Source organism: Mycobacterium sp. 852013-50091_SCH5140682 (assembly GCF_001665685.1).
In the GTDB taxonomy this organism is placed as follows: Bacteria; Actinomycetota; Actinomycetes; order Mycobacteriales; family Mycobacteriaceae; genus Mycobacterium.
On the sequence record NZ_LZTB01000104.1, the window covers coordinates 128,127 to 152,058 of the forward strand.

Genomic DNA, 23,932 nt, shown 5'->3' on the forward strand with positions numbered 1-23,932 from the left:
AGTGTGACAGAGCCGACACATTGGAAACTGGCCGACGGGCGCGACTTGTTTTTCTTCGCGCTGCCAGGCCATGTGCCGGCCCCGGTGCCCGATCAGCGGCCGCTCGGCCCGGGCGGGTCGCACCCGACCGAACTGCGGTTCGACCGGACGACGGGGCAGTGGGTGATCATCGCAGCCGCGCGCCAGGACCGCACCTACAAGCCGCCGCCGGATCAATGCCCGCTGTGTCCCGGGCCGACCGGGTCGACCAGTGAGATCCCTGCGGCGGACTACGACGTGGCGGTGTTCGAGAACCGGTTCCCTAGCCTGTCGGGGGATGGCGTGGTGGCACCGCCGGCGAGCGCCGGATTCGTCGCCGCAGAGGGCTACGGGCGCTGCGAAGTGATCTGCTTCACCAGCAACCACACCGGGTCGTTCGCCGAGTTGCCTCTTCCGCATGCCCGGTTGGTGGTCGACGCGTGGCGGCACCGCACCGCCGACCTTCTCAAGCGGACCGGTGTCGAGCAGGTCTTCTGCTTCGAGAACCGCGGCGAGGAGATCGGCGTGACGCTGACCCATCCGCACGGCCAGATCTACGCGTACCCGTATCTGACGCCGCGGACAGAGGCCATGCTGCGGCAGGCCGCCGAGTTCCGGGAGGCGCAGGGTGGCAACCTCTTTGCGTCGCTGCTGGCCGCCGAGCAGGCGAACGGCCAGCGGCTGGTGGCGCAGAACGACCTGTTCACCGCCTTCGTGCCGTTCGCGGCCCGCTGGCCCGTGGAGGTGCACATCTATCCGAACCGGTTGGTGCCCAACGCCGTTGAACTCTCCGCCGCTGAGTGCGACGCGCTGGCCGCGATCTATCTCGATGTGCTGGGCCGCTTCGACCGGATGTACTCGGCGCCACTGCCGTACATATCGGCGCTGCACCAGTATTCGGGCGCCGGTGTGCAGGGCGACGGCTACTTTCACGTCGAGCTGATGTCGATCCGCCGCAGCGCCACCAAGCTGAAATACCTGGCCGGTTCCGAATCGGCGATGGATGCGTTCATCGGCGACGTGACGCCCGAGAGCGTGGCGCAGCGGCTGCGGGAACTGGCATGACCGTCCGATACTCCGCGCCGGGCCGGGTCAACCTGATCGGCGAGCACACCGACTACAACCTGGGGTTCGCGCTGCCGATCGCGTTGCCGCAGCGCACCTCGGTGGTGTTCGACCCGGATGCCTCTGACGTGCTGCAGGTTTCGAGTGCGTTGGGCGACGGCGCGGTGCGGATTCCGCTCGCGACGACGCCCGGCGAGGTCTCGGACTGGGCCGGCTATGTCGCCGGGGTGGTGTGGGCGCTGCGCTGCGCCGGGCATGCGGTACCGGGTGGGACGATGACGATCACCAGCGATGTCGAGGTGGGCTCGGGGCTGTCGTCGTCGGCGGCGCTGGAATGCGCGGTCCTCGGTGCCCTCCTCACGTCAGCGGGGATCGAACTCGACCGTATCGAGCAGGCCCGCATCGCCCAGCGCGCCGAGAACGAGTACGTCGGCGCGCCAACAGGTCTGCTCGACCAACTGGCATCCCTGTTCGGAGAGCCCGCGCAGGCCATGCTCATCGACTTTCGTGACGTCACCGTCCAGTCGGTGCCGTTCGACCCTGAAGCGTCGGGCACGGCGCTGCTGTTGATCGACTCGCGGGCCCGGCACGCCCACGCCGGCGGCGAGTACGCGGCCCGGCGCGCGTCGTGTGAACGCGCAGCGGCCGATCTCGGCGTGGCGTCGCTGCGTGAAGTCTCCGCTGTCTCGGCGCTCGAGGCCGTCAAGGATCCCGTCGACGCGCGGCGTGCCCGGCACATCGTCACCGAGAATCACCGTGTACTCGAATGCGTTGCGACGCTGGCTGCTTCGGACTTCGCCGCAGCCGGTGCGCTGTGGACCGCGTCGCATGCGTCGATGCGCGACGACTTCGAGATTACCACCGGCCATCTCGACCTCATCGCGGCGACCGCCGTGCGGGCCGGCGCGTTCGGGGCGCGGATGACCGGTGGCGGCTTCGGTGGGTGCGTCATCGCGCTCGTACCCGACGAGCGGGCCGACGCCGTCGGTAACGCGGTGCGCCGCGCGATCGCCGACGCGGGCTATCAAGACCCGACGATCACCAGAACGCAGGCGGGAAGTGGGGCGGGGCCGACGATTACTGGCTGCTGACGACCGCCGCAGCGAAACTAGAAAATCAGCGCTTCTTGGAATGCAACACGTTGTCGGTGGATATGTCGGTTGTCTTGGCGCGCTTGGCTGCCCGCTTTTCTTTGAGAGACTTACCGCACTTCTTGGTCATACTCTGGCGTGGCGACTTATCGGGCATGGTTAGCCTCTTTGATGTGGGGGCCTGCAGTGGTCCCAGTTCCTCGACCCTACGCGCCGCCCCACCGCGCTGCAATGTCGCCGGTCCAGGCGGCAATGCCGCACGCCGGCGGGGTCATGCGACCCGGGGCGTTGAGTTCCGATCCGGATCCCGACGCGTGGCGCGATCAGCGCACCCCGCGCGACAAACGAGTTCCACTGCGGTACTGGTGAATTGGTTGGCCCGACGGTGGTCACTCATCGTGACGCAACCGCACCATGCGGGTCGTCGAACTCTCGTCCAGCTCCACAACATCGGACCGGGACCGCAGAAAATCGCTGAAAGACCGGAATCCCAAGGATTTTTCGCTGAACGAAGGGTCCATCCGTTTCATCTGCGCCTTCACCGCGGAGTTGTGCAGCCAGTCGACGTCGTCTTTCTCCAGCCCGATCTGTAGCGCCCGCGTCAGCAGTGCGGTGGCGGCTGCCTGCGGGTCGGGCTCCTCGGGTTCTATGGGTTCGGCTGCCTTGGTCCGTCGGGTGCGTTTCGGCGGCTCCTGCTCGGCGGAGCGTTCGGGTTCCACGGTCGGCACACCTGGCAGAGCGTCGTAGATGACGAACTCGTCGCACGCCGCGGCCAGTGCCCGGCTCGACGATCCGGCCACACCGATGCCCACTACGTAGCGTCCGAGCCGTTTGCATCGCTGGGCCAGCGGAATGTAGTCGGAATCGCCGGCGACGATAACCACGTGAGTAAGGTCCGGCAACCGGAACATGTCCTCGACCGCGTCGACTGCCAGGCGGATGTCTGCGCCGTTCTTGCCGTAGGCCGCGGCCGGGAACAGCTGCACCAGGTCGACCGCCCGGCCCACCAGCTGTTGCCGGTACCCGGCGTTAACATCTGCCGACCAGTCGGCGTACGCCCGGGTGAGGACAAGTGTCCCGAACGATGACGCGAAGTCCAGAATGGCGCCGACGTCGACGGTGGACCGGACCAGCCGGTCTGCGTCGAGTCCCTTGGCTTTGTCGCGCTGGAACGAATTCCGCCCGTTGACCTGGTCGTACCGTGAAATCACGATGTTGTCGAAGTCGAGGTAGACCGCGACGCGAGGGGCAGCAGGTTCGGTCATGGGCCCAGTCTGGTCCATCGACCTCGGAAACCGCACGAATCGGGGTGGACGCTACGCTGGCAGGCATCACGACTCAGGTGGCCCGGACAATGCCGCCGCAATGAATGGACCGGGAACACACGTGGCAATCAGCGACATCGCGGCATACGCGCAATTGAGTCAGGCCGACATCGACGCGTTTGGGGCCGAGCTCGACACAATCCGTCGGGATATCGAAGCGTCGCTCGGTGAGCGTGACGCGGCGTACATCCGGCGGACGATCATCTTTCAACGAACGCTCGACGTGGCCGCTCGGCTACTGATCGCAGGTAGCCGTTCCAAGGCTGGTTGGCTGGCTGGGACGATATCGCTGGCATACGCGAAGTGCGTCGAGAACATGGAGATCGGCCACAACGTATGCCATGGCCAGTGGGACTGGATGAACGATCCGGAGATCCACTCGACCACCTGGGAATGGGACATGGTCGGCCCGTCCGAACAGTGGCGCTACTCACACAACTACCGCCACCACGTGTTCAGCAACGTGCTCGGAGTGGACGACGACCTCGGCTTCGGCATCCTGCGGATGAGCCGCGACCAGGAATGGCAGCCTCAGCATCTGATACAGCCGGTGCGAAACTTCCTGTTGGCCATGATCTTCGAGTGGGGCATCGCCCTGCACGATTTCTATTCCGCGCGGGACAGGGCGGATACCGACGCAGCCAAGAACGCGGTACGGCGAACGCTGCGAGCCAAGATCGGCAGACAGCTGGGCAAGGACTACGTGGTGTTGCCCGCGCTGAGCCTGCGCCGGTGGCGGCGGACCCTGGCCGCCAATCTCACCGCCAACCTGCTGCGCAACCTGTGGGCGTATGTGGTGATCTTCTGCGGCCATTTCCCTGATGGTGCCGAGAAGTTCACACCGCAGACGCTGCAGGAAGAGACGCGACCCGAGTGGTATCTGCGTCAGATGTTGGGTGCGGCGAACTTCAAAGCCGGTCCCGTGCTGGCATTTTCCAGCGGCAACCTGTGCTATCAGATTGAACATCACCTGTTCCCCGACCTGCCGAGCAACCGACTCGCCGAGGTCAGCGTGCGGGTACGGGACCTCTGCGACAAGTACGGCGTGCCGTATACCAGCGGACCGCTCACTCATCAGTACCTGCAGACACTGAGAACGATTTTCAAGCTCGCGCTCCCGGACAGCGGCTGGAGTGGCATTCGAACAAGCTGGCGTTCCGGCATTCGGCAGATGCCAAGCTGAGGCGCCCAGGCGGCCTATTTCGCGCGGTTGCGTCCAGTCGGGGCGGGCGGCGGGTTCGGTCCTGAACTCAGCCTGGCGTATGAATGCCCGACTGTGCTGATTTGGACCCACGCTGGTCTGGGTAGTCCTACAGTTATTGCTGTCACCTCAAGGGGCCATGATGGGTGCAAAGACTACAGGCGATGGATTGGCCGACGTCGTAGTTACGGCGGCGGTATCGACGACTGCGCTGGCGGCCGACGCCGAGGAAACCTGGCAGTTGTTGTTGGAGGGCCGCACCGGCATTCGCGATCTCGACAGTCCGTTCGTGACCGAATTCGATTCGCCCGTACGGATCGGTGGGCAGCTCACCGAGAATCTCGACGAGATTCTGAGTCGTGTTGAGCGGAAGCGGCTTTCGTACACGGGGCAGATGGCGACGGTGCTCGGCCGGCGACTCTGGGAGAGCGCCGGTGCGCCCGACGTCGACACGCGGCGGCTGCTCGTCTCGATCGGTCTGGCGCTAGGTTCGACCGAAGAACTCACCCTCCAGTACGACACCTGGCTGCAAAAGGGACTGCGTGCGGTGCCTCCGACCGCGATCCCGAAGTACATGCCCAACGGCGCGGCTGCCGCGGTCGGTTTGGAGCGGCAGGCCAAGGCGGGCGTCATCTCGCCGCTGATGGCCGACGCGTCAGGAGCCTCGGCCATCGGTCATGCGTGGCGGCACATCATCTTCGGTGACGCCGACATCGCCATCTGCGGTGGCGTCGAATCGTGGATCGAGGCGGTGCCTATCGCGGCGTTCTGCCGGTTGGGCATGCTGTCGACCTACAACGAGGATCCGTCTGCCGCGTGCCGTCCGTTCGACGCCGACCGCGACGGCATGGTGTTCGGCGAGGGCGGCGCGTTGATGCTCATCGAAACCGAGGAACATGCCAAGGCGCGCGGCGCCCCTATCCTTGCTCGCCTCATGGGAGTCGGTATCACGTGCGACTGCCATGACGCCATCGCACCGGACCCCGAAGGGGAGCGGGCCGGCGCCGCGATCAGCCGGGCCATCGAACTGGCCGGCCTCACCCCGGCCGACATCGATCACGTCAATGCTCACGCGACCGGAACGGTCGCCGGTGATCAGGCCGAGGCGCACGCCATCCACCGCGCCCTCGGCGCCCAGACACCCGCGGTGTACGCGCCCAAAGCGGCGCTGGGCCACTCGCTGGGAGCCGCAGGTGCGGTGGAGGCGGTGCTGACGGTGCAGGCCCTGCGCGACGGTGTCATCCCGCCCACCTTGAACCACAAGAACCACGATCCCGAGATCAATCTGGACGTGGTGGCCGACCAGCCGCGCCGCGGCCGCCTGCGCTATGCGATCAGCGACTCGTTCGGGTTCGGCGGCAACAACGTCGCGTTGGCCTTCGGCGCGTACTAGCTTCGCTTGGCGAGCGTGAACTGCGCGACCTCGGCGATACCGCGGCGGAAGAAGTCGGCACATCCGGTCAGGTAGTGCATATAGCGCTCGTACACCTCGGTTGAGGTGGTGGCGATCGCGGCGTCCCGGTGCTCGGCCAGATTCGCCGCCCAGGTGTCGAGTGTGCGCACGTAATGCGGATTCATCAGTTGCAGCTCAACGGTGGAAAAGCCGGAACCGGACGAGTATTCGAGCACATCCTCGTCGGAGGGCAGCTGGCCACCGGGGAAGATCTCTTTGCCGATGAACCGCGTGAACTTCATGTCGCTGATGGTCACGGGGATCGCGTGCTCGCGCCAGTAGTTGATCGGATGAGTGAAGATGGTCTCCAGCACCATCGATCCTGCGGCGGGCAGAACACGGTGCGCCATGTCGAAAAACGCTGCGTACCGGGACTTTCCGAATGCCTCGAAGGCCTCGATACTGACGATGCGGTCGACGTGACCGTCGAACTGTTCCCAGCCCTGCAGGTGCACCTGATGCGATCGATCGGTGGAGACCGTGTCCAAAAGGCTTTGCGTGTACGCGTGCTGGTTCCTGCTCAAGGTCAGGCCGACGACGTTGACGTCGTACTTCTCGAGGGCGCGCTTCATCAGCGCACCCCAGCCGCATCCGATGTCGAGCAACGTCATGCCGGGCTGCAGGCCGAGCTTGTCGAGGGCGAGGTCGATCTTGGCCAGCTGAGCCTCTTCGAGCGTCATGTCGTCGCGCGCGTAGAACGCACAGCTGTATGTCCGTGACGGGTCCTGGAAAAGTCCGAAGAAGTCGTTCGAGAGGTCGTAGTGGGCTTGCACATCCTCGAAGTACGGCCGCATCTGCGCCGTAGCTGTGCTGCTCTCAGCCATCGGATGACCCCCTCTGTGATTGAGTTATGTTTTCTCGCAGGTGAATTGGCACACGTCGGTGTAGCCCTTGCGGAACAGGTCCGCGCAGCCCGTCAGGTATTTCAGATACCGCTCGTAGACCTCGTCGGAGGTGATCGCGATGGCCTCGTCTTTATGGGCTTCCAGATTGGCGGCCCAGGTGTCCAGGGTGCGGACGTAGTGGGGACGCAGGCGTTGTTTGCGGGTCACGGCGAAACCTGCTGTGGTGGCGTGGTCTTCGACCATCGCGATCAACGGTATCCGACCGCCCGGATAGATCTCGGTGACGATGAACCTGAAGAACCGCATCAGCGACATCGTGGTCGGCAGCCCGAGTTCGGCGACCTCTTCCTTACTGGTGGAGACGATGGTGTGCAGCAGCATCACACCGTCGTCGGGCAATAAGTCATATGTCTTCTTGAAATAGTCGTCGTACTTCTCGAAGCCGAAGTGCTCGAACGCCCCGATCGACACAATTCGGTCGACCGGTTCGGTGAAATCTTCCCACGGCTGCAGCCGAACCTCTTTGCTGCGCTTGCTGTCAGACTCCGCGAAACGCTGCTCGATATGCTCGAGCTGATTGTGTGAGAGTGTCAATCCGATGACGTTGACGTCGTACTTCTCGACCGCGCGCATGATGGTCGAGCCCCAGCCGCAACCGATGTCCAGCAACGTCATCCCGGGTTTCAGGCCCAGTTTGCCAAGGGCCAGGTCGACTTTCGCCATCTGTGCCTGCTCCAACGTCATATCGTCACGTTCGAAGTAGGCGCAGCTGTAGGTCTGGGTGGGGTCTTGCCACAACCGGAAGAAATCGTTGGACAAGTCGTAATGAGAGCGGACTTCGGCCGCCGTCGAACCGTGCCGCTCGCCGGGACGTGCGCCGATGAAAGGTGTTCTGGTTTTATCGCATCGGGTAGCTGTCACTATCCGCCGCCCGTCTATTGGCAGGATCCGATAGCTGACTGACGTACCGCTTCTTCATACGCCGCTTCGGAACATTACTCCGCTAATTGTCTGGTGACCAGCCTTCCTCACAAGCTGGTGAAAAGTGCTGTGAACAACTGTGTTTGGTCAGGTGAGCCGTTCCATTGCGCGGCGTGCGTACTTGCGCGTCGGCGGCCAGCTGTCTTTCAGGTGGGGTTCGATCAGGTGGCGCACACCGGTGGCCTTCATTTTGATCAGGGTGGGTATCACGATGCTCGGCCACCGATCGAGATAGGGAAGGACGATGTCGCGGGACTGCGTGGTCTTCACCTTTCCGAAGTATTCGGTGAGGAAGAACTTTGCGCTGTTGTCGTCGTCGAGTTCATGGAACAGTTCGCACATTTGGTCGAAGTGCGGGGGCAACGCGATGCGGGCCAGCACTTGACCGGCGCCGTCCGAGAACGGTGACGGCAGGGGCGGGTGCTGCCGGCGTATCTGCGTGATGACGAGATCGATGGCGCGCTGATTGCCGCGTGCTGCCGGATCGTAGAGGCGCCACACCAGCCCGCCACGGATCAGTTCGCGGTGACGTGTTTCCGCGCCGGGGATTCGTTCCTCAAGGTTCTCCAGCCAGTCCAGCACGATGGGTATGGCCTTCGGGACGGTGCGGCCGGGCAGCCGGTTGATGGTGTAACAGCGGTATCCGACGGCGGCGAGGTCCGCCATCAAGCGTCGGTCGAAGCCATTCTCGCCGTCACGTAGCCAGGCCGGGAGGTTGTCCATCCAGTCATCGCCTTCGGGCATTCCGGGATAGGGCTGCGGATCCGGTGGCGGCTTCGGCTTCTCCTTGCGTGCCTTGCGGGCCGCAGCGGCCGCGTCCTTGTCGACCGGTCCGGTCGATTCGATGTCGGCGATGCCCCGGCGCAGGCGTGCGAGCACCTCGTCGTTGTCGCTCACCGGGTGCTACGGCTGGCGGTGTTCGTGGGGCGGACGGTGTTGCTGATGCCCATGGTGGTGTTGATCTCCCGTCACGGGTCCCCTCAGATCTGTTGCCCGATCCTATGCCCGTCTGCCGGCCCGTCGACGCGGCAATTCCGGGCACGTACGGCGCCGACGCGAGTCGTTCCCCCGATCGGGGGACAGGGGATTCGGCTGGTGCATGGTCCGGTCGGTCGATGGTTGGCGGCCTCGGGTGGCGGCATTCTTGTGTCAACGCCGGAACACACCGGATGAAATCCGAAAAGCCTTATCCGACAGAGGAGTCGACATGACCATCACCCGCCGCATCGCCGCCGGTTTCACCCTCGTCGCCGCCCCCGCGGTCATCTTCCTTGGTGCCGCCTCGGCCCACGCTGACGCGTCGGTGGCCAACCACGGCCCGTCGGTCAGCCACCACGAGGCCTTCCCGCATCAGGACAACACCCCGAAGCCGGGTACCGCGGTGCATCACCACCACCAGCGCAACCACGCCAAGTGATCAGCGCTGCATAACGGGTCGTCCGAACGGCGGATATTGACGCGTGGGACGACGCGGCAGGCTTGGGACAAAATCCGAAGTGGACGGTTGCGTCCACTTGTCGGTGGGTATTGAAACGATGGTCGGGTTCATGTGATGGATTGAGGTTTGGTGATCGGCATGGGAGCTCGGCAGGATGCGCTGGCACACATTCTGGTCGAGGCGGGCTATACGCGGGCAGAGACGCGATCCATGCGCCCACACTTGAAAAGCTTGCGACCGCAAGATCAGGAAGAGATCCTGCGGTTGTATCGCGCGCTCGGTGGCACTCTCGATGAGCCGCGGCTGCGGCCGGGCCCGTGGGATTGTGTCTTAGAAGGCGGCCTGATCGTCGAGCTCGACGAAAGTCAGCACTTCAACAGGTACCGCAGGAAAACGCTGGAACAGGCGTGGGCGCAGCGGCTTCCCTGGTGCGAGACCTACATGCGGTACTGCGTGCAGTACGAGAGCGCATGCGCCGCGGAGCGGGGCTGGGGCAGCTATTGGACGAGCATTGCGACGGAGCGGTTGTTCGGGCCTGCGGGGCCCGCCCGCATGCTCGACGGTGCCGGCTCGCCACGCTGGAAGCAGCGCGCACTCTATGACGTGATGCGCGACATCGCCGCGGTCGGTTCGGGTATCCGGCTGGCGCGGCTGGCTGTCTACGACGTGATCGGCGGCGCCTCGCTCGCCGAGATGCTCGACGGTAAGCCGGTCGACCGGGATGCGCTGCGGGCGTTCGTCGACGAGCGCACGGCGCAGGGTTAGGACTTCACTCCCCGGGCACTACCGTATGGCGACCGTCCGAAAGGCGGTGCGCACCAGAGGGACTATTCGGCGGGCGTCAGCTTGACGGCGGCAAGGTGCAAGCGGTCCACCGCCTCGGTGAACTCCTCCAGCGTGGGGATCCGCTGGTCGCGGAACGCCAGGCCCATCATCCGCTGGGCACGTTTGGCGCCGTAGGACTGGGCGCAGCGCTCGAACAAATCGGCCACGGTCGCGCGGTCCTCGATCAGTTCGCCGTGCATGGTCGTGGTCTTGCCGTTGTAGAGGACCTCAGCGGGTGCGCCGTCGCGGAAATTGTTCTTCCACGCTGCTTCGGTCAAGGCGTAGAGCGTGTTGTCGACGTGGTGGGCGCTCAACGGGATCGCATACTGCCGACCGGTCTTTCGACCGTGTACCGTCACCACCATCAGCTCGTTGCGCATGGGGCCGGCGAGCGGTGTGTGCAAGAGCAACCGCATGGCGGGATTGACGACGCGGAGCATCGTGGCTGACGGGTGAGCCGGGGTGACCGCGAATGACTGTTCTGTCATAACTCCACGGTAGGCCGATCGTTCGAGGTTGCCCAGACCGTCAATGCCGGATGGGACCATGGCGGTATGACCGGCTTCGTGACGGTCCGGGCCTACGCAGAGCTGAACGACTTCCTGGGATCACAGTCCCGGGGCCTGACGGTGCGCCGCCCGTGTCGGAGCCATCAGACGGTCAAGGATGTGCTGGAGGCCATGGGCATCCCGCACACCGAGGTCGACCTCATCCTCGTGAACGGGAATCCAGCGGGCTTCGAGCACCGCCCGGCCACCGGCGACCGCATCGCCGTGTACCCCATGTTCGAGGCCCTCGACATCGGGACGACGGCCCGGCTGCGGCCCGTGCCGTTGCGGGAGCCGCGGTTCGTCGTCGACGTCAACCTCGGTCGGCTGGCGCGGCTGCTCCGGCTGCTGGGTTTCGACGTGTGGTGGTCGAACGACGCTGACGATCAGACCCTCGCCGACATCAGCCTGTCCGAGCACCGCATCCTGCTGACCCGCGACCGTGGGCTGTTGAAACGTCGCGCGATCACCCACGGCCTGTTCGTCCATTCCCAACAGGCGGAGGAGCAGACCCTCTCGGTGATCCGGCGCCTGGATTTGCAGCAGCAGCTGGCGCCGTTCACCCGGTGCGTGCGGTGCAACGGCACGCTGGCCGCGGTGCCGAAGGAGGAGGTGCTGGACCAGCTCGAGCCGCTGACCCGGCGCTACTACGACGAATTCAGTAGCTGCATCGACTGCGGGCGGATCTACTGGCGTGGTTCACATTTCGCAAAGCTGAGCGGAATCGTCGATCGGCTCGTGGGCCAACTCTGACTCAAAGCTCCCAGCTGTATCAGGTGTCTCAGGAGTCACCAATTGTGGTGGCGAAAGTCGGTCAGGCGGCGCGGCGGCACACGGCTGCCATCGGAAATCATTAGTCTGGCCCGGACTGAGTGGAAAGTGACACGGTCATGTTGGTTCTGCACGGATTCTGGTCCTCCGGTGGCCTGTGCCTGTGGGGCGAGGACTCCGCGCGACCGGTCAAGAGTGCGAGCCAGGCTCTGCGGGCAGCGCGGCCGCACCCGTTCGCGGCGTCGACCGACGTGGTCGCCGCGGTTCATGCCGGCAAGCCCGGAAGTGCCGTGCTGCTGTTGCCGTCGCTGCGCAGCGCGCCGCTGGACTCGCCGAGTCTGCTCCGCATCACACCGCGGCCACCAGCCCGCAGCGAACCCGCGCTGCTGCTGTGGACCGTTCCGGTGCTGTCATTCTCGGCCGCGGCGGCGTTGAGCGTGTTCGACGAGCCCGCGGACGATGTGCGCTACGGCGAGTCGGTCGGCTACTTCGCCGATGTGGCGTCCTTCGCGCACGAGTTGGTACAGCGAGGGCGACTGTTGCCGGCGCTGGGTTACGACGCGCACGGGCCGCTCGCGTTCTGGCGGCCGGTGGTGCAGGGCGCCGACATTGTGACATTGAATGCGCTGGTGGCAGCGATGCCGCCGGTTTGCCGCGCGGAGCCGGACGCGCCGGGCGCCCATGACCTGGCGACGTCTGCGCTGCAGGCATTCGTGGATGCGGCCGGACGTGCGGTGATGCCCGTGGCCGACGATCTGCTTCCTCCGCGGCGGGGCCGCCGTCCGAAACGGCTCCCGCCGGAGGAAGCCTGGTTGACGGCATTGACAGCGCCGGACGGCAGGGTCGACGCCGATCCGGATGAGCTAGACGCACTGGCCGACGCGTTGGCGCCGTGGAACGAATTCGGCGTCGACGAGCCAGGCCCGGCGCGGGCGACCTTTCGGCTCACCGAGCTCCAGGCGGATGAACCGGCCTGGCGGCTGGAGTTCCTGCTGCAATCGGTCGCCGATCCGAGCCTGCTGGTTCCCGCTGAGCAAACCTGGGACGACGGCGGCGGGTTGCGCCGTTGGCTGGATCGTCCCGAGGAGCTGCTGCTCGGTGAACTCGGACGCGCCGTACGGATCTACCCCGAGCTTGCGCCCGGGCTGCGCACAGCCCGCCCGTGCGGGATCGACTTGGACGCCGAGGGGGCATATCGGTTTCTCTCTACCGCCGCGCCGCTGCTCGACGAGGCTGGTTTCGGGGTGTTGCTGCCGTCGTGGTGGGACCGGCGCCGCAAGCTCGGCCTCGCGGTGTCGGCGTCCACCCCCGTCGACGGTGTGGTGGCGTCGGCTGGACGGTTCGGCCGTGAGCAATTGGTGGATTTCCGGTGGGAACTCGCTGTCGGCGACGACACCCTGACCGATGACGAGATCGCGGCGCTCGCCCAGACCAAGGCTCCACTGGTCCGGCTGCGGGGTCAGTGGGTCGCGGTGGATCCTGAACAGCTGCGCCGCGGGTTGGAATTCCTTGAACGCAACCCATCGGGGCAGGCCAGCACCGCTGAGATCCTGGCGTTGGCGGCCGCCCATCCCGAGGACGCGGACACCCCACTGGAGGTCACCGCGGTACGTGCCGATGGCTGGCTCGGCGATCTGCTCAACGGCGCTGCAGCACAATCACTTTCACCGGTGGAGCCGGCACCGGACTTTGCAGCGACGTTGCGGCCCTACCAGCAGCGCGGGCTGTCCTGGCTGGCCTTCCTGTCGTCGTTGGGTCTGGGCAGCTGTCTGGCCGACGACATGGGCTTGGGTAAGACCGTGCAGTTGCTAGCTCTGGAATCCGCGCAGCGTCACGAGCAGCCCGATACCGTGCCCACGCTGTTGCTGTGCCCCATGTCGCTGGTCGGCAACTGGCAGCGCGAGGCCGCGAAATTCGCTCCAGGTCTTCGGGTTTACGCCCACCACGGGACGGGCCGGTTGCGCGACGACGCGCTGCGCGCGTATTTGGACGATGTCGACCTGGTGGTCACCACCTACGGCACCGCCACCCGCGACATCGACGAACTCGCCTCGTACCGGTGGAACCGGGTCGTGCTCGACGAGGCACAGGCGGTCAAGAACAGCCTGTCCCGCGGCGCCAAGGCGGTGCGGCGCCTTGACGCCGATCACCGGGTGGCGCTGACCGGCACCCCGGTGGAGAACCGGTTGGCCGAATTGTGGTCCATCATGGACTTTCTCAACCCGGGGCTGCTCGGCTCCTCGGAGCGATTTCGGGCCCGGTATGCCGTTCCGGTCGAGAAATACGGTCACACCGAGCCGGCCGAGCGGCTGCGCAAGATCACCCGCCCGTACATCCTGCGGCGGCTCAAGACCGACCCGACGATCATCGACGATCTGCCCGACAAGATCGAAGTCAAGCAGTACTGCCGGCTCACCACCGAGCAGGCGTCGCTGTATCAATCCATCGTCGACGAGATGATGGAGAAGATCGAGACCACCGACGGAATCGCGCGGCGCGGCAACGTCCTTGCCGCCATGACCAAGCTCAAGCAGGTATGCAACCATCCCGCACAACTGCTGCACGACCGCTCGTCGATCGGTTCCCGCTCGGGCAAGGTGATTCGGCTCGAAGAGGTGCTGGAAGAGATTCTCGCCGAAGGCGATCGGGTGTTGTGCTTCACCCAGTTCACCGAGTTCGCCGAGATGCTGGTGCCGCATCTGGCTGCGCGGTTCGGTCAGGATGTGGCCTACCTGCACGGCGGCACGCCGAAGAAACGCCGCGACGAGATGGTCACGCGCTTTCAGGCCGGCGACGGTCCGTCCATCTTTCTCCTGTCGCTGAAGGCAGGCGGTACCGGGCTCAATCTGACCGCCGCCAACCATGTTGTGCACCTTGACCGTTGGTGGAACCCCGCGGTCGAGAACCAGGCCACCGACCGGGCATTCCGGATCGGCCAGAAGCGCTCGGTGCAGGTTCGCAAGTTCATCTGCACCGGCACGCTGGAAGAGAAGATCGACGACATGATCGAGGAGAAGAAGGCGCTGGCCGACCTGGTGGTCGGCGACGGCGAAGGGTGGCTGACCGAACTGTCCACCGGCGATCTGCGCACGCTGTTCACCCTGTCGGAAGGGGCTGTCGGTGAGTAACAACTGGTATCCGGCGTCGCGGCCGCTGGAGGTCGACGGCGGTGTCAAGGCCCGCAGCACGCGTGGTGACATCGGCCAGACCTGGTGGTCGCAGCGGTTCATCGAGGTGCTGGAGGCCATCGGTATCGGCAGCCGACTACAGCGGGGCCGCAACTATGCCCGCCGGGGACAGGTGATTTCGCTCGATGTCGGTCCCGGTCTCGTGACCGCGCAGGTACAGGGGAGCCGGGTCCGACCCTATCGAGTACGGATCGGCATTGCCGCCTTCGGGAAGAGTGAGTGGGCGCAGGTAGAGGGCGTATTGGCTGAAAATGCCTGGTATGCCGCCTCTTTGCTGTCCAATGAGATGCCGTCGGATATCGAGGACGTGTTCGGCTCGGCGGGATTATCTCTGTTTCCCAACGAAATCCGGGAGTTGTCGCTGGACTGTTCGTGCCCGGATATCGCCGTGCCGTGCAAGCATCTCGCCGCGACGTTTTACCTGCTAGCGGAGGCGTTCGACGAGGATCCGTTCGAGATCTTGGCATGGCGGGGCCGCCACCGTGAGGAGCTGCTGGAAAATCTGGCCGCCGCCCGGTCCGCAAGCCCGGCCGCCGACCGGTCCGAGCCGACGGGGCTACAGCTTTCCGATTGTCTTGGCTCATTTTTCGTGCGGCAGGCCGACGTGCGGGTGTCGAGTCCGCCGAAGACGTCGCCGACAGCCCTGCTGGACCAGCTGCCCGAGATTCCGGTCGTTGTGCGCGGACGGGGGCTGGCGGAGATCCTGCGCCCGGCGTATGCCCGGGTTGGTGCCGACGCGTCCTGACCTCGTCAGGTGTTGGGCCTCGCCCGCCGGCCGATCCGGCCGTTGCGTCGACGATGCGATCCGCGTGCAGTCTGGGTGATTGCTGTCGGCGATCGTCAAGATTCTTGACGGTCCTCCCCAAGAAGCTAAGACCTGATCTGGAGCCGATCGATCGGCTGGCCAGTGATCTGTGCGATAAGTTCAAAATCCTTGTCCAGGGCCAACACTGTGAGCCCCGACGTCTCGGCGACCGCAGCGACCAGGAGATCGGGAATCGACGGCGACCGGTGTTGCCCGCGATCAGCGAGCGCGAGTTGGACCTCGATGGCCCGGCCTTCTGCCGCCGGAGTCACGTATTCGACTGGCATGAGCGCCAACGGTGGGGAGGTCGGCTCGGAGCGGGCCTGGTGTGCGGTTCGAAACGAGTAGCCGGTCTCAAGCCGCGTGACGGTGCTGATGCGCACGAGGCCCCGCCTGATGCGGTCGATCCATTTGTTCGACGTCGCTCGAGTCGGCGAGACGGGTGTATGCGGACTTGTCGATCAGCCAGGTAGTTACCGCCACGCATTCTCCATCACTTGGCGTTTATCGAGGTCTTTCGCCGCATCTGCTGCGCGGCGCAGATCCACGAGCGTGATATCCGCGTCGCTTCCCGATTGGGACCGTTCGGTTTCAAACCTCCTCCGCAGAAACTCGTTTCGAGACAGCCCCGCTGCGGCTGCATCGGCATCGATACGTGCGACTGCCGACTCGGACAATCCTCTGATCAGCACATCGGGCACACCGACCACCTCCTGATATCAATGTTGTCACCGCCGTGGCGGTTCGTTCAGCCCAGCGGCGGCAGCGGGTAGATGATCGGCGCCTGAGCGGATTCCGGCGGCGCGATCGCCTTGACCTGCCCGCCCTGGATCTGCACCAGCATCGGGTTGAGGGCGGTGTTGTTGTGGAAGTGGTCGCCCTCGGTGGCGAACTTGATCGGCCCGTAGAAGCTCTGCAGATCGGTGCCCGCGATCAGGTCGTTGAGCTTGCCACGGGCGTCCTCCGACAGCGACGGCGACTCACCCAACTTCTCCACGGCGGCCTGCAGTACGCGCCCGGCCGCGCTGCATCCGGCGGCCGTGTAGTCCGGCGGTGAGCCGTACTTCTGCTCGAAGGCCTTCGCGTAGTCACCGGCCGAGCCGAACAGGTCATCTTTGAACGTTGCCGTGGGCAGCCACACCGAGATGCCCATCACGCCGTCGGCTTGGCGGCCAAGCGCTTTCGCGAACGAGGCATCGGTGATGCCGTAGTGCTCGATGATCGCCTTGGGGGTGTAGCCCGTCGCCGCCATGGCCTTGACGAAGTCGACCAGCAGCACATCGTGGCCGCCGACCGCCACGATGTCGGGCTTCTGCGCGGCGACCACCTGCGCGACGGGCGCCAGGTCGGCGTTCGGCGGGAACAGCGAGAAATGCAGCACGTTGAGTTTCGCCGCCTCGGCGCCCGAGCGGAAGCCGTTGGCGGTGTCGCTGGAGAACGGTTCGTTGGCGCCGACGACGGCTGCGCTGACCGGCTTGGGATTCGCGGTGTCCACGATCGACTGGATCGAGCGGGCCGCCGTCAGATCGACAGCAGGGATGACGCCAAAGGTAAACGCGGGCTGCTTCTTCCAGATGTTGGGAGACTCCGCCGAGCCCGCGATACAGGGGACCTTGTACTTGGCGCAGATCGGGTCCATCGCGAGCTGCACGCCGCTGGTGTACGCGCCGAAGACGGCGTTGACGCCGTCCTGGGTGATCAACCGCGATGCCGAGTCGGCACCGGTGGCCGGATCGCTCTTACAGTCCTGGACGATCAAGTCGACCTTGTACTTCTTGTCGCCGATCGCCAGGCCGCCTTTACTGTTCACCGTGTCGGCCCAGAATTGGTAGCCGCGCTGGGCGATCTGGCCACCGGTCGCGGATTCCCCGGAGAGTTCGAGGACGGCGCCGACCTTGAACGTGTCCGATGTTCCACCGCCGCCGCCCTTTTCACCGCCGCATGCGGCGAGCACGCTCGGGCCGACCACCACGCCGCCTGCGACGAGGCCGGCCCGGGTCAGGAAGACTCGACGGTTGATGTTGTGGGACATGGTGATTCCTCTCTTCAGCGGCCCCCCAGGTAGAGGTGCATGAGTTCGCGATCGTCCTTCACGTCGGCGGGCGTGCCCTCGAAGCGATTGCGTCCCGCCACCAGGACGTACATCCGGTCGGCCACGCGCATGGCTTCGCGGATGTTCTGCTCGATCATGATCACGCCGACCCCGCGGTGCGACAGCTCGGCCGCGCGGGCCAGCACGTCACCGACGAGCTTGGGGGACAGGCCTGCTGACGGTTCGTCGAAGAGCAGGAACCGCGGGTTCAAGATGAGCGCCCGCGCGATCGACAGGATCATCTGCTCGCCGCCCGACAGCTGGCCTGCCGGGACGCCATAGCGCTCCCGCAGCCGGGGGAACTCCGTGAGCAGCTCGTCGATGCGCCCGTCGAGCTGCTTGCGGGAGCGGATCGTGTAGCCGCCGATGCGCAGGTTGTCCCGTACCGACAGATGAGGGAACACGCCGCCGCCCTGCGGCATCATCGCCAACCCGCGCCCGAGCGTGCGGTGCGACGGCAGATGCGTGATGTCGTCGTCGTCGATGGCGACCCGGCCGGCCCACGGGTCGATCACGCCGACCATCGCCTTGAGCAGCGTGCTCTTGCCGCAGCCGTTCGGGCCGAAGATGCAGGTGACCTCGCCGGTGCGCGCCGTCAGCGACACCTCGTGCAGGATCTGCACGGCGCCGTAGCCGGCGTCGAGGTTCTCGACGGTAATCTCACTCACTCGTCGGCACCCCCAGATACGCCTCCATGACGTGCGGGTCGTGCGAGATCTCGTCAAAGCTGCCTTGCGCCACGATCTTTCCGGCATCCATCACCAGGATCCGGTCGCAGATGTCCTGCGCGAGTTCCATGTCGTGCTCGATGATCAGGAACGTCGTACCCTCGTCGCGGAGAGCGCGGATCGCGTCGAGCATGATCTGGCGCAGCCGCGGATGCACGCCGGCGGCCACCTCGTCGAGCAGCGCGACTTTGGGTTTGCGCATCAGCACCCGGCCCATCTCCAACAGCCGCTGCTGACCACCGGAGAGGCTGCTCGCGAGATCCTCGGCGACGTGGGTGAGTTCGAGGCGATCCAGCACCGCGTCGGCGTCGGCGCGGGCGTTGTCCCAGTCGAACTGCACCGCGGCGGTCCAGAGGTTCTCCCGCACAGTCATATTCACGAACAACGCCGGGATCTGGAACGTGCGGGCGAGCCCGGCCCGGGCGATCTTGTACGGGGCGAGCCGGGTGGTGTTCTTGCCGAACAGCGTCACGGTGCCTGCGTTGGGTTTGACGGCGCCGGTGAGCAGGTTGAACAGCGTGCTCTTGCCGCTGCCGTTGGGGCCGATGATGCCGACGATCTCCGACTGCTCCACCGCGAACGTGACGCCGTCGACGGCCCGGATGCCGCCGAAGGCGCGGAACAGCTCGTTCACCTGCAATACGCTCACGATCGGGCCTTCTGAGGTACGACGCGGCCAAGCAGCTGGCGTACCAAGCGCATTCGTCGGGCCCGGCGCACCAGGCTGACCAGGCCATCGGGCAGGAACAGCACGACGGCCATCACCAGGGCGCCGACGATGATGATGTAGGCGGTGGTTTCGCCGTAGCTGACCCGAAGCTGTTCCTGCAGCAGGAACAACGCCGTCGCGCCGAGTGCGGGACCCCAAGCGTGGCCCAGGCCGCCGACGAGCACCATCACCACCAGCTGGTCGGTGATCAGGGTGTTCAGCACGCTGGCCGGGTTGATGAACGTGATCCAGTAGGCGTTGATACCGCCGAGCACAGCCGGGATGATTGCGCTGAGCACGAAGGCCTCGATCTTCACCAGCGTGGTGTTGATGCCCTGCGCACGGGCGGCAGTCTCGTTGTCGCGCACCGCCTTCACCTGGAAACCGAAGCGGGACCTTTCCAGCAGCAGGTAGCACACGGCGTAGGCGATCGCCGCGGCGGCCAGCATCGTGTAGAAGAAGAAGTTGTCGTCGTTTCGGATGGGTGTGGTCAGACCGGCGGAGCCGCCGGTGAACCCGAGGACCGTGGTGAGTTCGCGGACCGCCTCGGCCAGGGCCCACGTCGCGATGGCGAAGTACGCGCCCTTGAGGCGCAGCGCGGGCCACCCGACCAGTGCCGCAACGGCACCGGCGATGACGGCTGCGACCGGCAGCGTCGCCCAGAAGTTCCAATGGTGCTGCGGCTGCATCAGGATCGCCGTGGTGTAGGCGCCGATGCCGAAGAACGCGACGTGGCCGAAGCTGATGTAGCCGGCGTAGCCGCAGATCACGTTCCAGGACAAGGCGATCCCGGCCCACAACGCGACACCCGTGGCTACGCGGATGTAGTAGGGCGAGGTCAGCATCGGCAGCAGGCACATGACCGCGACGACGACGGCCAGCACACCCAGGTTGAGGTACGGGTTGCCCCCGGATGCCGGCCTGTTTCTCATGCCAGGCCCCGCCGCGAGATGCCTTGCGGGAACAGCAACAGCGCGAGGAACAAGACGCCGAACACCACCAGCAGGGTGTAGTTGGCGCCCACGTACGTCGTCACCACCGACTGCAGCACGCCCAGGAACAAGCCTGCCGCCAGCACGCCGACCACCGAGCCCAGGCCCGCCAACACCACCACGAAAAACGCGAACAACGTATAGCGCAGACCGACTTCCGGTGTCATCGCGTAGATGGCGCCCAGCAGTGCTCCGGCCATCGCGGTCAGGCCGGTGTAGATGGCGTAGACCAGGCTGCTGATCCGCTTGACGTCGATGCCCATCAGCCCGGCGTTTTCTTTGCTCTGCGCGGTAGCTCTTATGGCCAGACCCGTTCGCGTATAGAACAGGAACGCCAAGAACAGGCCCGTCGCGATCACCGCGAACACGAAGCCGGCCACCCGGATCGCCGGTGCCGTGATGCCGAGCAGCTCGATGTTGCCGGGAAAGAAGCTGGTGCGCACCGTGCGTGGGTCGTACCCGAACGCCGTGAGCAGGCCGCCGCGGATCAGCGTGGCGAGCCCGAACGTGAACGCCAGCCCCATCAACGCCGGCAGCGCGTACTTGCTGGTTCGGACTCGGTAGATCAGTGGCGCGATGAGCCAGCCGACCACGCCGAACACCACGAACACCGCTGGGAGCAGGGCGAACGCGTCGACCTTCAACGCTTCGCTGGCCACGATCGCGGCGTAGGCGCCGATGACCACCCACATTCCGACGGCGAGATCGACGACGTCCAGGACTCCGAACGACAGCGAAAACCCGATGCTGATCGCGACATAGAGGCCACCGATGAGGATTCCGCCGACAAGCGCTTGCACGAGTTCGGCCATCGAGTCCTTTCGACAGGGCGGTCAGGACTCTTCGGAGCGTATCCAGGGCACGGGGGAGTTATCAGCAGATCACGGGGATTGGCTGGGTGCCATGGCGAATGGAAACGGTGTTCCCACTCTCACTATAGGGCCGGGGGTTGGGCTTGCGGCAAGGCCCCGTGCTTGCTGCACAATCGTCCGGCTGCGAAGTAACCGCTGATGGGGGATGTTGTGACGAGTACGCCGAAGCCTTTTGAAGTGCATCCGTCGGGTGCCTACCTGCACGGCACCAAAGCTGATCTTGCGGTGGGGGATCGGCTGGTGCCCGGCCGCGAATCGAATTACGAAGCGGGGCGGATCATGAATCACGTCTATGTCACTCAAACGTTGGATGCCGCGGTGTGGGGTGCCGAGCTTGCTGTCGGCAAGGGCCGCGGCCGCATCTACATCGTGGAACCCGAAGGCCCGCTCGAAGACGATCCGAACGTGACGGACAAGAAGCTCCCCGGCAACCCGACCCGTTCCTACCGGACCCGCGAGCCGGTGCGGATCGTCGGGGAGATCACCGACTGGGTAGGGCACTCTCCCGAGCAACTGCAAGCCATGCGCGACGGGTTGGCCGATCTTCGGCGGCGCGGGCTCGATGTCATCTATGACTAATTGAATGCGGTGCTGCCCGGCACGGCGTGCGTCTTGCTGATGAGCTTGGCGTAGCAGTGGTCCCGGTCGAAGCCCTGATCACTGCACCAGGCCAAGGCGCCGTCCGCGGTCGGGAAGGTGAACGGTGCGATGGTCACCCAGAAGTTGGACGCGTCGAAGGTCGACCAGTCACCCGACCACAGCAGCTTGGCGCCATACCGTTGGCGCAGCCGCAGGTGCTCCTCCAAAGTCAGGGCGTTGTTCCACACGACGCCCTCATCGACGACGCCGGGGCGCTTGGAACTCAACTGCGGCACCCAGAGGTCAACGCCTTGCGTGCTGACCACGGTGTAGTCGCCTCCGGCGATCTGGCGTAGCTGGGTAGCGCTCGAGACCTCGGGATCGCGGACCGCCGTAGGTGTGTACGTCGGCGTCGACGGTTTCGCCGTCGGCGCCGTCTTGTAGACGGTCGGGCCGGCGACGGTCACGGTCGGTGGCGGGGTGACGGTCGTCGCTCCGACCGGTGTGGAGCTGACCGACGGCGTCGAGTTCTTCGACACCAGGAGTCCGATGACGAGGCCCACAGCGCCGAGCAAGAGCGCTGATACCAGCCCGATGACTGCCAACGGAACCAGCGATTGTTGCCTGGGTTCAGGCGCGGGCGGCGCGACGGTCGGTGTTGCCGTGAGCAAGGGTGGTGCGGTGTTCGGCGCCAGCATCGTGTTGGCGCTCGCCTCGATCGCCTCTGCGGGGCTTGTCTGCACGGCGCGCCGGGCGGCGCGGCCAGGGCGCCGGCGCTGCCGTAGCGCTCGTCGGGTTCCTTGGCCATGCCGCGGGCGATGACCGCGTCCAGGGTGGTGGGGACGCCGGCGCGGACAAGACTCGGCCGCGGTGGTGGGGCGGTGAGGTGAGCGGTGATCAGCTGCTCGTAGCTGTTGGTCGGAAAAGGTGAGTCTCCGGTCAGCGCTTCGTACAGCACGCAGGCCAGGGAGTAGATGTCGGAGGCAGGCGTGCACGGCGTCTCACCGAACCGTTCCGGGGCCATGTAGCCGAAGGAGCCGATCTGCATGCCTGCCTGGGTGAGACTCGAATCGCCTTGTGCCTGAGCGATGCCGAAGTCGAGCAGATAGGCGAAGTCCGCGTCGGTGACGATGATGTTCTGGGGCTTGACGTCGCGATGGATCAGCCCTTGCGCGTGCGCGGCGTCCAGCGCGGCGGCGACCTGCTCGATGATCGCTACTGCGCGGTGGGGGTCGAGGGGGCATGCGTTGACGAGGTCCTGCAACGTCTGCCCGCGGACCAGACGCATGTCGATGTACAGGTTGCCGTCGATCTCACCCCAGTCGTGAATCGGCACGACGTGCGGTTCCTGCAGGTTCGCGGCCGCGTGCGACTCACGGAGGAACCGTGCCCGGAACCGTTCGTCCTCCGCGTACTCCTCACGGAGGATCTTCAAGGCAACAGTTCGATCCTTCTCACCGTCGTGCGCCTCATACACCTCACCCATTCCGCCGCGGCCGAGTAACGCGGTCAGCTTGTATTTGCCGAACGTGGTGCCCACGCGTGTGTTGTTGTCAACCATCTTGAGCCTCCTCGACTGGCGAACAGGCGAACGTAGCGCGGGGTACTGACATCCTCGGCGGGCGTGTGCTCCGGGCCTTCTCAGGCTAAGCGCAATCGTTGCTGGGCGGGATGGGATTCGGGCCTTTCCTTCTGGTGATCAGTGCCAGGGTTGGCGACGGCAAGACTTGTCGCCTGTGGACAAGCACCACTAACGTCAGTGCACCGCGTTACTCTCCCGGCGTGGACGTTGGACTGTACGAATCTTTGCTTACTGAGCGGCTCAATGCTGCTCTGTTGGAACGTCCAGATCTGGAGCCCAACTTCAGCACGGTCGACGACGCCGAACAAGCGTTGAGCATTGCTCGGCACCTCCTGCCACTGATTGAGCGGCAGCAGAAAGCCGTCGGTAGTGCGGAAGCGCGGGAGGAGCTGGTCCGCAACATCCTTGAGGGGCGCGTCGACAAGGAGGAACTGCAACAGAACTTGCGTCAGATTCATCGGAGCAAGATTTACCGGCCGGATGTGGTCCGGCCGGCCGAAACACTCGGGCGCGGGACGGCTTCGACGTGCGCGGCACTGCTGGCTCACCTGTCGGCGAGAGGGCACGCGAGTAGGACCGCCTCTTGCCTAGAGGCGAGCGATTCGTGCCCACCCCGATGGGTCACCACAGCCAGTGCTCGGGACTGCCCTGTCCCCATTTTGCGTTTTACCACCCACGCATCGGTACGACTGTCGGCATGCCTCAGGCGATTGCGATGCGCGGCGATCACCAAATAGTGTAAACAGCATGATAGCAGCCCTCGGCGTGGCTAGTTCGGACTACCATGTACTGTTCCTGGGACTCAGTAAACCCACCATTCATAT

General features: G+C 65.3%; 22 protein-coding genes and 2 pseudogenes. 10 read left to right on the forward strand and 14 right to left on the reverse strand.

Features of this window, described 5'->3' with window-relative positions; translation table 11 throughout:
• Positions 1-3: 3 nt before the first annotated feature.
• Both galT and A5784_RS27475 read left to right on the forward strand, forming a co-directional pair.
• Entirely contained in the window at positions 4-1,083 is a 1,080-nt protein-coding gene (gene galT / locus A5784_RS27470) for a galactose-1-phosphate uridylyltransferase (RefSeq protein WP_197514889.1), read from the forward strand.
• Positions 1,080-2,174, forward strand: a complete 1,095-nt coding sequence (locus A5784_RS27475; protein WP_064948017.1) for a galactokinase — start codon at positions 1,080-1,082, stop codon at positions 2,172-2,174. Before galT ends, A5784_RS27475 begins: the two co-directional genes overlap by 4 nt.
• Positions 2,175-2,563: 389 nt before the next feature.
• Here A5784_RS27475 and A5784_RS27480 read toward each other — a convergent pair whose 3' ends face one another.
• On the reverse strand, positions 2,564-3,439 hold the full coding sequence (locus tag A5784_RS27480; protein WP_064948018.1) for an NYN domain-containing protein: 876 nt from the start codon (positions 3,437-3,439) through the stop codon (positions 2,564-2,566).
• 121 nt (positions 3,440-3,560) lie between these two features.
• Between A5784_RS27480 and A5784_RS27485 the strand changes: the two genes are divergently transcribed.
• Both A5784_RS27485 and A5784_RS27490 read left to right on the forward strand, forming a co-directional pair.
• Complete coding sequence (locus A5784_RS27485; protein WP_064948019.1) at positions 3,561-4,682, forward strand: fatty acid desaturase family protein; 1,122 nt, start codon at positions 3,561-3,563, stop codon at positions 4,680-4,682.
• Between the two features lie 160 nt (positions 4,683-4,842).
• Positions 4,843-6,093: a KasA/KasB family beta-ketoacyl-ACP synthase gene (locus A5784_RS27490; protein WP_064948066.1), complete on the forward strand. Its 1,251-nt coding sequence runs from the start codon at positions 4,843-4,845 to the stop codon at positions 6,091-6,093.
• On the opposite strand, the gene A5784_RS27495 is transcribed toward A5784_RS27490, so the two are convergent.
• The 3 genes from A5784_RS27495 to A5784_RS27505 all read right to left on the reverse strand — a co-directional run bounded on the left by A5784_RS27495 (position 6,090) and on the right by A5784_RS27505 (position 8,876).
• Entirely contained in the window at positions 6,090-6,977 is an 888-nt protein-coding gene (locus A5784_RS27495; RefSeq protein ID WP_082945105.1) for a cyclopropane mycolic acid synthase family methyltransferase, read from the reverse strand. The genes A5784_RS27490 and A5784_RS27495 overlap by 4 nt on opposite strands.
• A gap of 24 nt (positions 6,978-7,001) precedes the next feature.
• Positions 7,002-7,880, reverse strand: a complete 879-nt coding sequence (locus A5784_RS27500) for a cyclopropane mycolic acid synthase family methyltransferase (RefSeq protein WP_064948067.1) — start codon at positions 7,878-7,880, stop codon at positions 7,002-7,004.
• 186 nt (positions 7,881-8,066) lie between these two features.
• Positions 8,067-8,876, reverse strand: a complete 810-nt coding sequence (locus A5784_RS27505) for a hypothetical protein (RefSeq protein WP_082945106.1) — start codon at positions 8,874-8,876, stop codon at positions 8,067-8,069.
• A gap of 310 nt (positions 8,877-9,186) precedes the next feature.
• Here A5784_RS27505 and A5784_RS27510 point away from each other — a divergent pair, with 310 nt between their 5' ends.
• Positions 9,187-9,396, forward strand: coding sequence for a hypothetical protein (locus A5784_RS27510; protein WP_064948021.1), 210 nt, complete (start codon positions 9,187-9,189; stop codon positions 9,394-9,396).
• A 252-nt stretch (positions 9,397-9,648) separates the two neighbouring features.
• Positions 9,649-10,182, forward strand: coding sequence for a DUF7255 family protein (locus A5784_RS27515; RefSeq protein WP_232006263.1), 534 nt, complete (start codon positions 9,649-9,651; stop codon positions 10,180-10,182).
• Between the two features lie 62 nt (positions 10,183-10,244).
• Here the strand turns inward: A5784_RS27515 and A5784_RS27520 are convergent, their stop codons facing one another.
• Positions 10,245-10,730, reverse strand: coding sequence for a hypothetical protein (locus A5784_RS27520; RefSeq protein ID WP_064948022.1), 486 nt, complete (start codon positions 10,728-10,730; stop codon positions 10,245-10,247).
• Positions 10,731-10,796: 66 nt separating this feature from the next.
• Here A5784_RS27520 and A5784_RS27525 point away from each other — a divergent pair, with 66 nt between their 5' ends.
• The 3 genes from A5784_RS27525 (at position 10,797) to A5784_RS27535 (ending at position 15,494) form a co-directional block, all read left to right on the forward strand.
• Complete coding sequence (locus tag A5784_RS27525; RefSeq protein ID WP_064948023.1) at positions 10,797-11,543, forward strand: Mut7-C RNAse domain-containing protein; 747 nt, start codon at positions 10,797-10,799, stop codon at positions 11,541-11,543.
• A gap of 137 nt (positions 11,544-11,680) precedes the next feature.
• Entirely contained in the window at positions 11,681-14,689 is a 3,009-nt protein-coding gene (locus A5784_RS27530) for a DEAD/DEAH box helicase (protein ID WP_064948070.1), read from the forward strand.
• Positions 14,682-15,494: an SWIM zinc finger family protein gene (locus A5784_RS27535; RefSeq protein WP_064948024.1), complete on the forward strand. Its 813-nt coding sequence runs from the start codon at positions 14,682-14,684 to the stop codon at positions 15,492-15,494. The genes A5784_RS27530 and A5784_RS27535 overlap by 8 nt, the downstream gene beginning before the upstream one ends.
• A gap of 125 nt (positions 15,495-15,619) precedes the next feature.
• On the opposite strand, the pseudogene A5784_RS27540 reads toward A5784_RS27535, so the two are convergent.
• The 7 genes and pseudogenes from A5784_RS27540 to A5784_RS27570 all read right to left on the reverse strand — a co-directional run bounded on the left by A5784_RS27540 (position 15,620) and on the right by A5784_RS27570 (position 20,887).
• A pseudogene (locus tag A5784_RS27540) lies at positions 15,620-16,037 on the reverse strand (PIN domain nuclease).
• Complete coding sequence (vapB, locus tag A5784_RS27545) at positions 16,028-16,255, reverse strand: type II toxin-antitoxin system VapB family antitoxin (protein WP_064948071.1); 228 nt, start codon at positions 16,253-16,255, stop codon at positions 16,028-16,030. Before vapB ends, A5784_RS27540 begins: the two are co-directional and overlap by 10 nt.
• Before the next feature lie 47 nt (positions 16,256-16,302).
• The gene (locus A5784_RS27550) at positions 16,303-17,586 is read right to left on the reverse strand and encodes an amino acid ABC transporter substrate-binding protein (RefSeq protein WP_232006264.1); all 1,284 of its coding nucleotides are present in this window, start codon (positions 17,584-17,586) and stop codon (positions 16,303-16,305) included.
• 14 nt (positions 17,587-17,600) lie between these two features.
• Entirely contained in the window at positions 17,601-18,314 is a 714-nt protein-coding gene (locus tag A5784_RS27555; RefSeq protein ID WP_064948026.1) for an ABC transporter ATP-binding protein, read from the reverse strand.
• Positions 18,307-19,023 carry an ABC transporter ATP-binding protein gene (locus A5784_RS27560; RefSeq protein ID WP_064948027.1) on the reverse strand — a complete coding sequence of 239 codons (717 nt, stop codon included), beginning with the start codon at positions 19,021-19,023 and terminating at the stop codon, positions 18,307-18,309. The genes A5784_RS27555 and A5784_RS27560 overlap by 8 nt, the downstream gene beginning before the upstream one ends.
• Entirely contained in the window at positions 19,020-20,015 is a 996-nt protein-coding gene (locus A5784_RS27565; protein ID WP_064948028.1) for a branched-chain amino acid ABC transporter permease, read from the reverse strand. The genes A5784_RS27560 and A5784_RS27565 overlap by 4 nt, the downstream gene beginning before the upstream one ends.
• The gene (locus A5784_RS27570) at positions 20,012-20,887 is read right to left on the reverse strand and encodes a branched-chain amino acid ABC transporter permease (protein WP_064948029.1); all 876 of its coding nucleotides are present in this window, start codon (positions 20,885-20,887) and stop codon (positions 20,012-20,014) included. The genes A5784_RS27565 and A5784_RS27570 overlap by 4 nt, the downstream gene beginning before the upstream one ends.
• 198 nt (positions 20,888-21,085) lie before the next feature.
• On the opposite strand from A5784_RS27570, the gene arr reads away from it, so the two are divergent.
• The gene (gene arr / locus A5784_RS27575; protein WP_064948030.1) at positions 21,086-21,526 is read left to right on the forward strand and encodes an NAD(+)--rifampin ADP-ribosyltransferase; all 441 of its coding nucleotides are present in this window, start codon (positions 21,086-21,088) and stop codon (positions 21,524-21,526) included.
• Here the strand turns inward: arr and A5784_RS27580 are convergent.
• Positions 21,523-23,087 (reverse strand): annotated as a pseudogene (locus tag A5784_RS27580) (serine/threonine-protein kinase). The gene arr and the pseudogene A5784_RS27580 overlap by 4 nt on opposite strands.
• 80 nt (positions 23,088-23,167) lie before the next feature.
• On the reverse strand, positions 23,168-23,566 hold the full coding sequence (locus A5784_RS27585; RefSeq protein WP_064948031.1) for a hypothetical protein: 399 nt from the start codon (positions 23,564-23,566) through the stop codon (positions 23,168-23,170).
• Positions 23,567-23,932 lie beyond the last annotated feature (366 nt).

Coding starts and splice junctions, on each gene's coding strand:
- A5784_RS27475 (WP_064948017.1), top strand. CDS start 1,080: ATGACCGTCCGATACTCCGCGCCGGGCCGGGTCAACCTGATCGGCGAG.
- A5784_RS27480 (WP_064948018.1), bottom strand. CDS start 3,439: ATGACCGAACCTGCTGCCCCTCGCGTCGCGGTCTACCTCGACTTCGAC.
- A5784_RS27490 (WP_064948066.1), top strand. CDS start 4,843: ATGGGTGCAAAGACTACAGGCGATGGATTGGCCGACGTCGTAGTTACG.
- A5784_RS27495 (WP_082945105.1), bottom strand. CDS start 6,977: ATGGCTGAGAGCAGCACAGCTACGGCGCAGATGCGGCCGTACTTCGAG.
- A5784_RS27510 (WP_064948021.1), top strand. CDS start 9,187: ATGACCATCACCCGCCGCATCGCCGCCGGTTTCACCCTCGTCGCCGCC.
- A5784_RS27520 (WP_064948022.1), bottom strand. CDS start 10,730: ATGACAGAACAGTCATTCGCGGTCACCCCGGCTCACCCGTCAGCCACG.
- A5784_RS27525 (WP_064948023.1), top strand. CDS start 10,797: ATGACCGGCTTCGTGACGGTCCGGGCCTACGCAGAGCTGAACGACTTC.
- A5784_RS27530 (WP_064948070.1), top strand. CDS start 11,681: ATGTTGGTTCTGCACGGATTCTGGTCCTCCGGTGGCCTGTGCCTGTGG.
- A5784_RS27550 (WP_232006264.1), bottom strand. CDS start 17,586: ATGTCCCACAACATCAACCGTCGAGTCTTCCTGACCCGGGCCGGCCTC.
- A5784_RS27565 (WP_064948028.1), bottom strand. CDS start 20,015: ATGAGAAACAGGCCGGCATCCGGGGGCAACCCGTACCTCAACCTGGGT.
- A5784_RS27570 (WP_064948029.1), bottom strand. CDS start 20,887: ATGGCCGAACTCGTGCAAGCGCTTGTCGGCGGAATCCTCATCGGTGGC.
- arr (WP_064948030.1), top strand. CDS start 21,086: ATGGGGGATGTTGTGACGAGTACGCCGAAGCCTTTTGAAGTGCATCCG.
- A5784_RS27585 (WP_064948031.1), bottom strand. CDS start 23,566: ATGAATCTGACGCAAGTTCTGTTGCAGTTCCTCCTTGTCGACGCGCCC.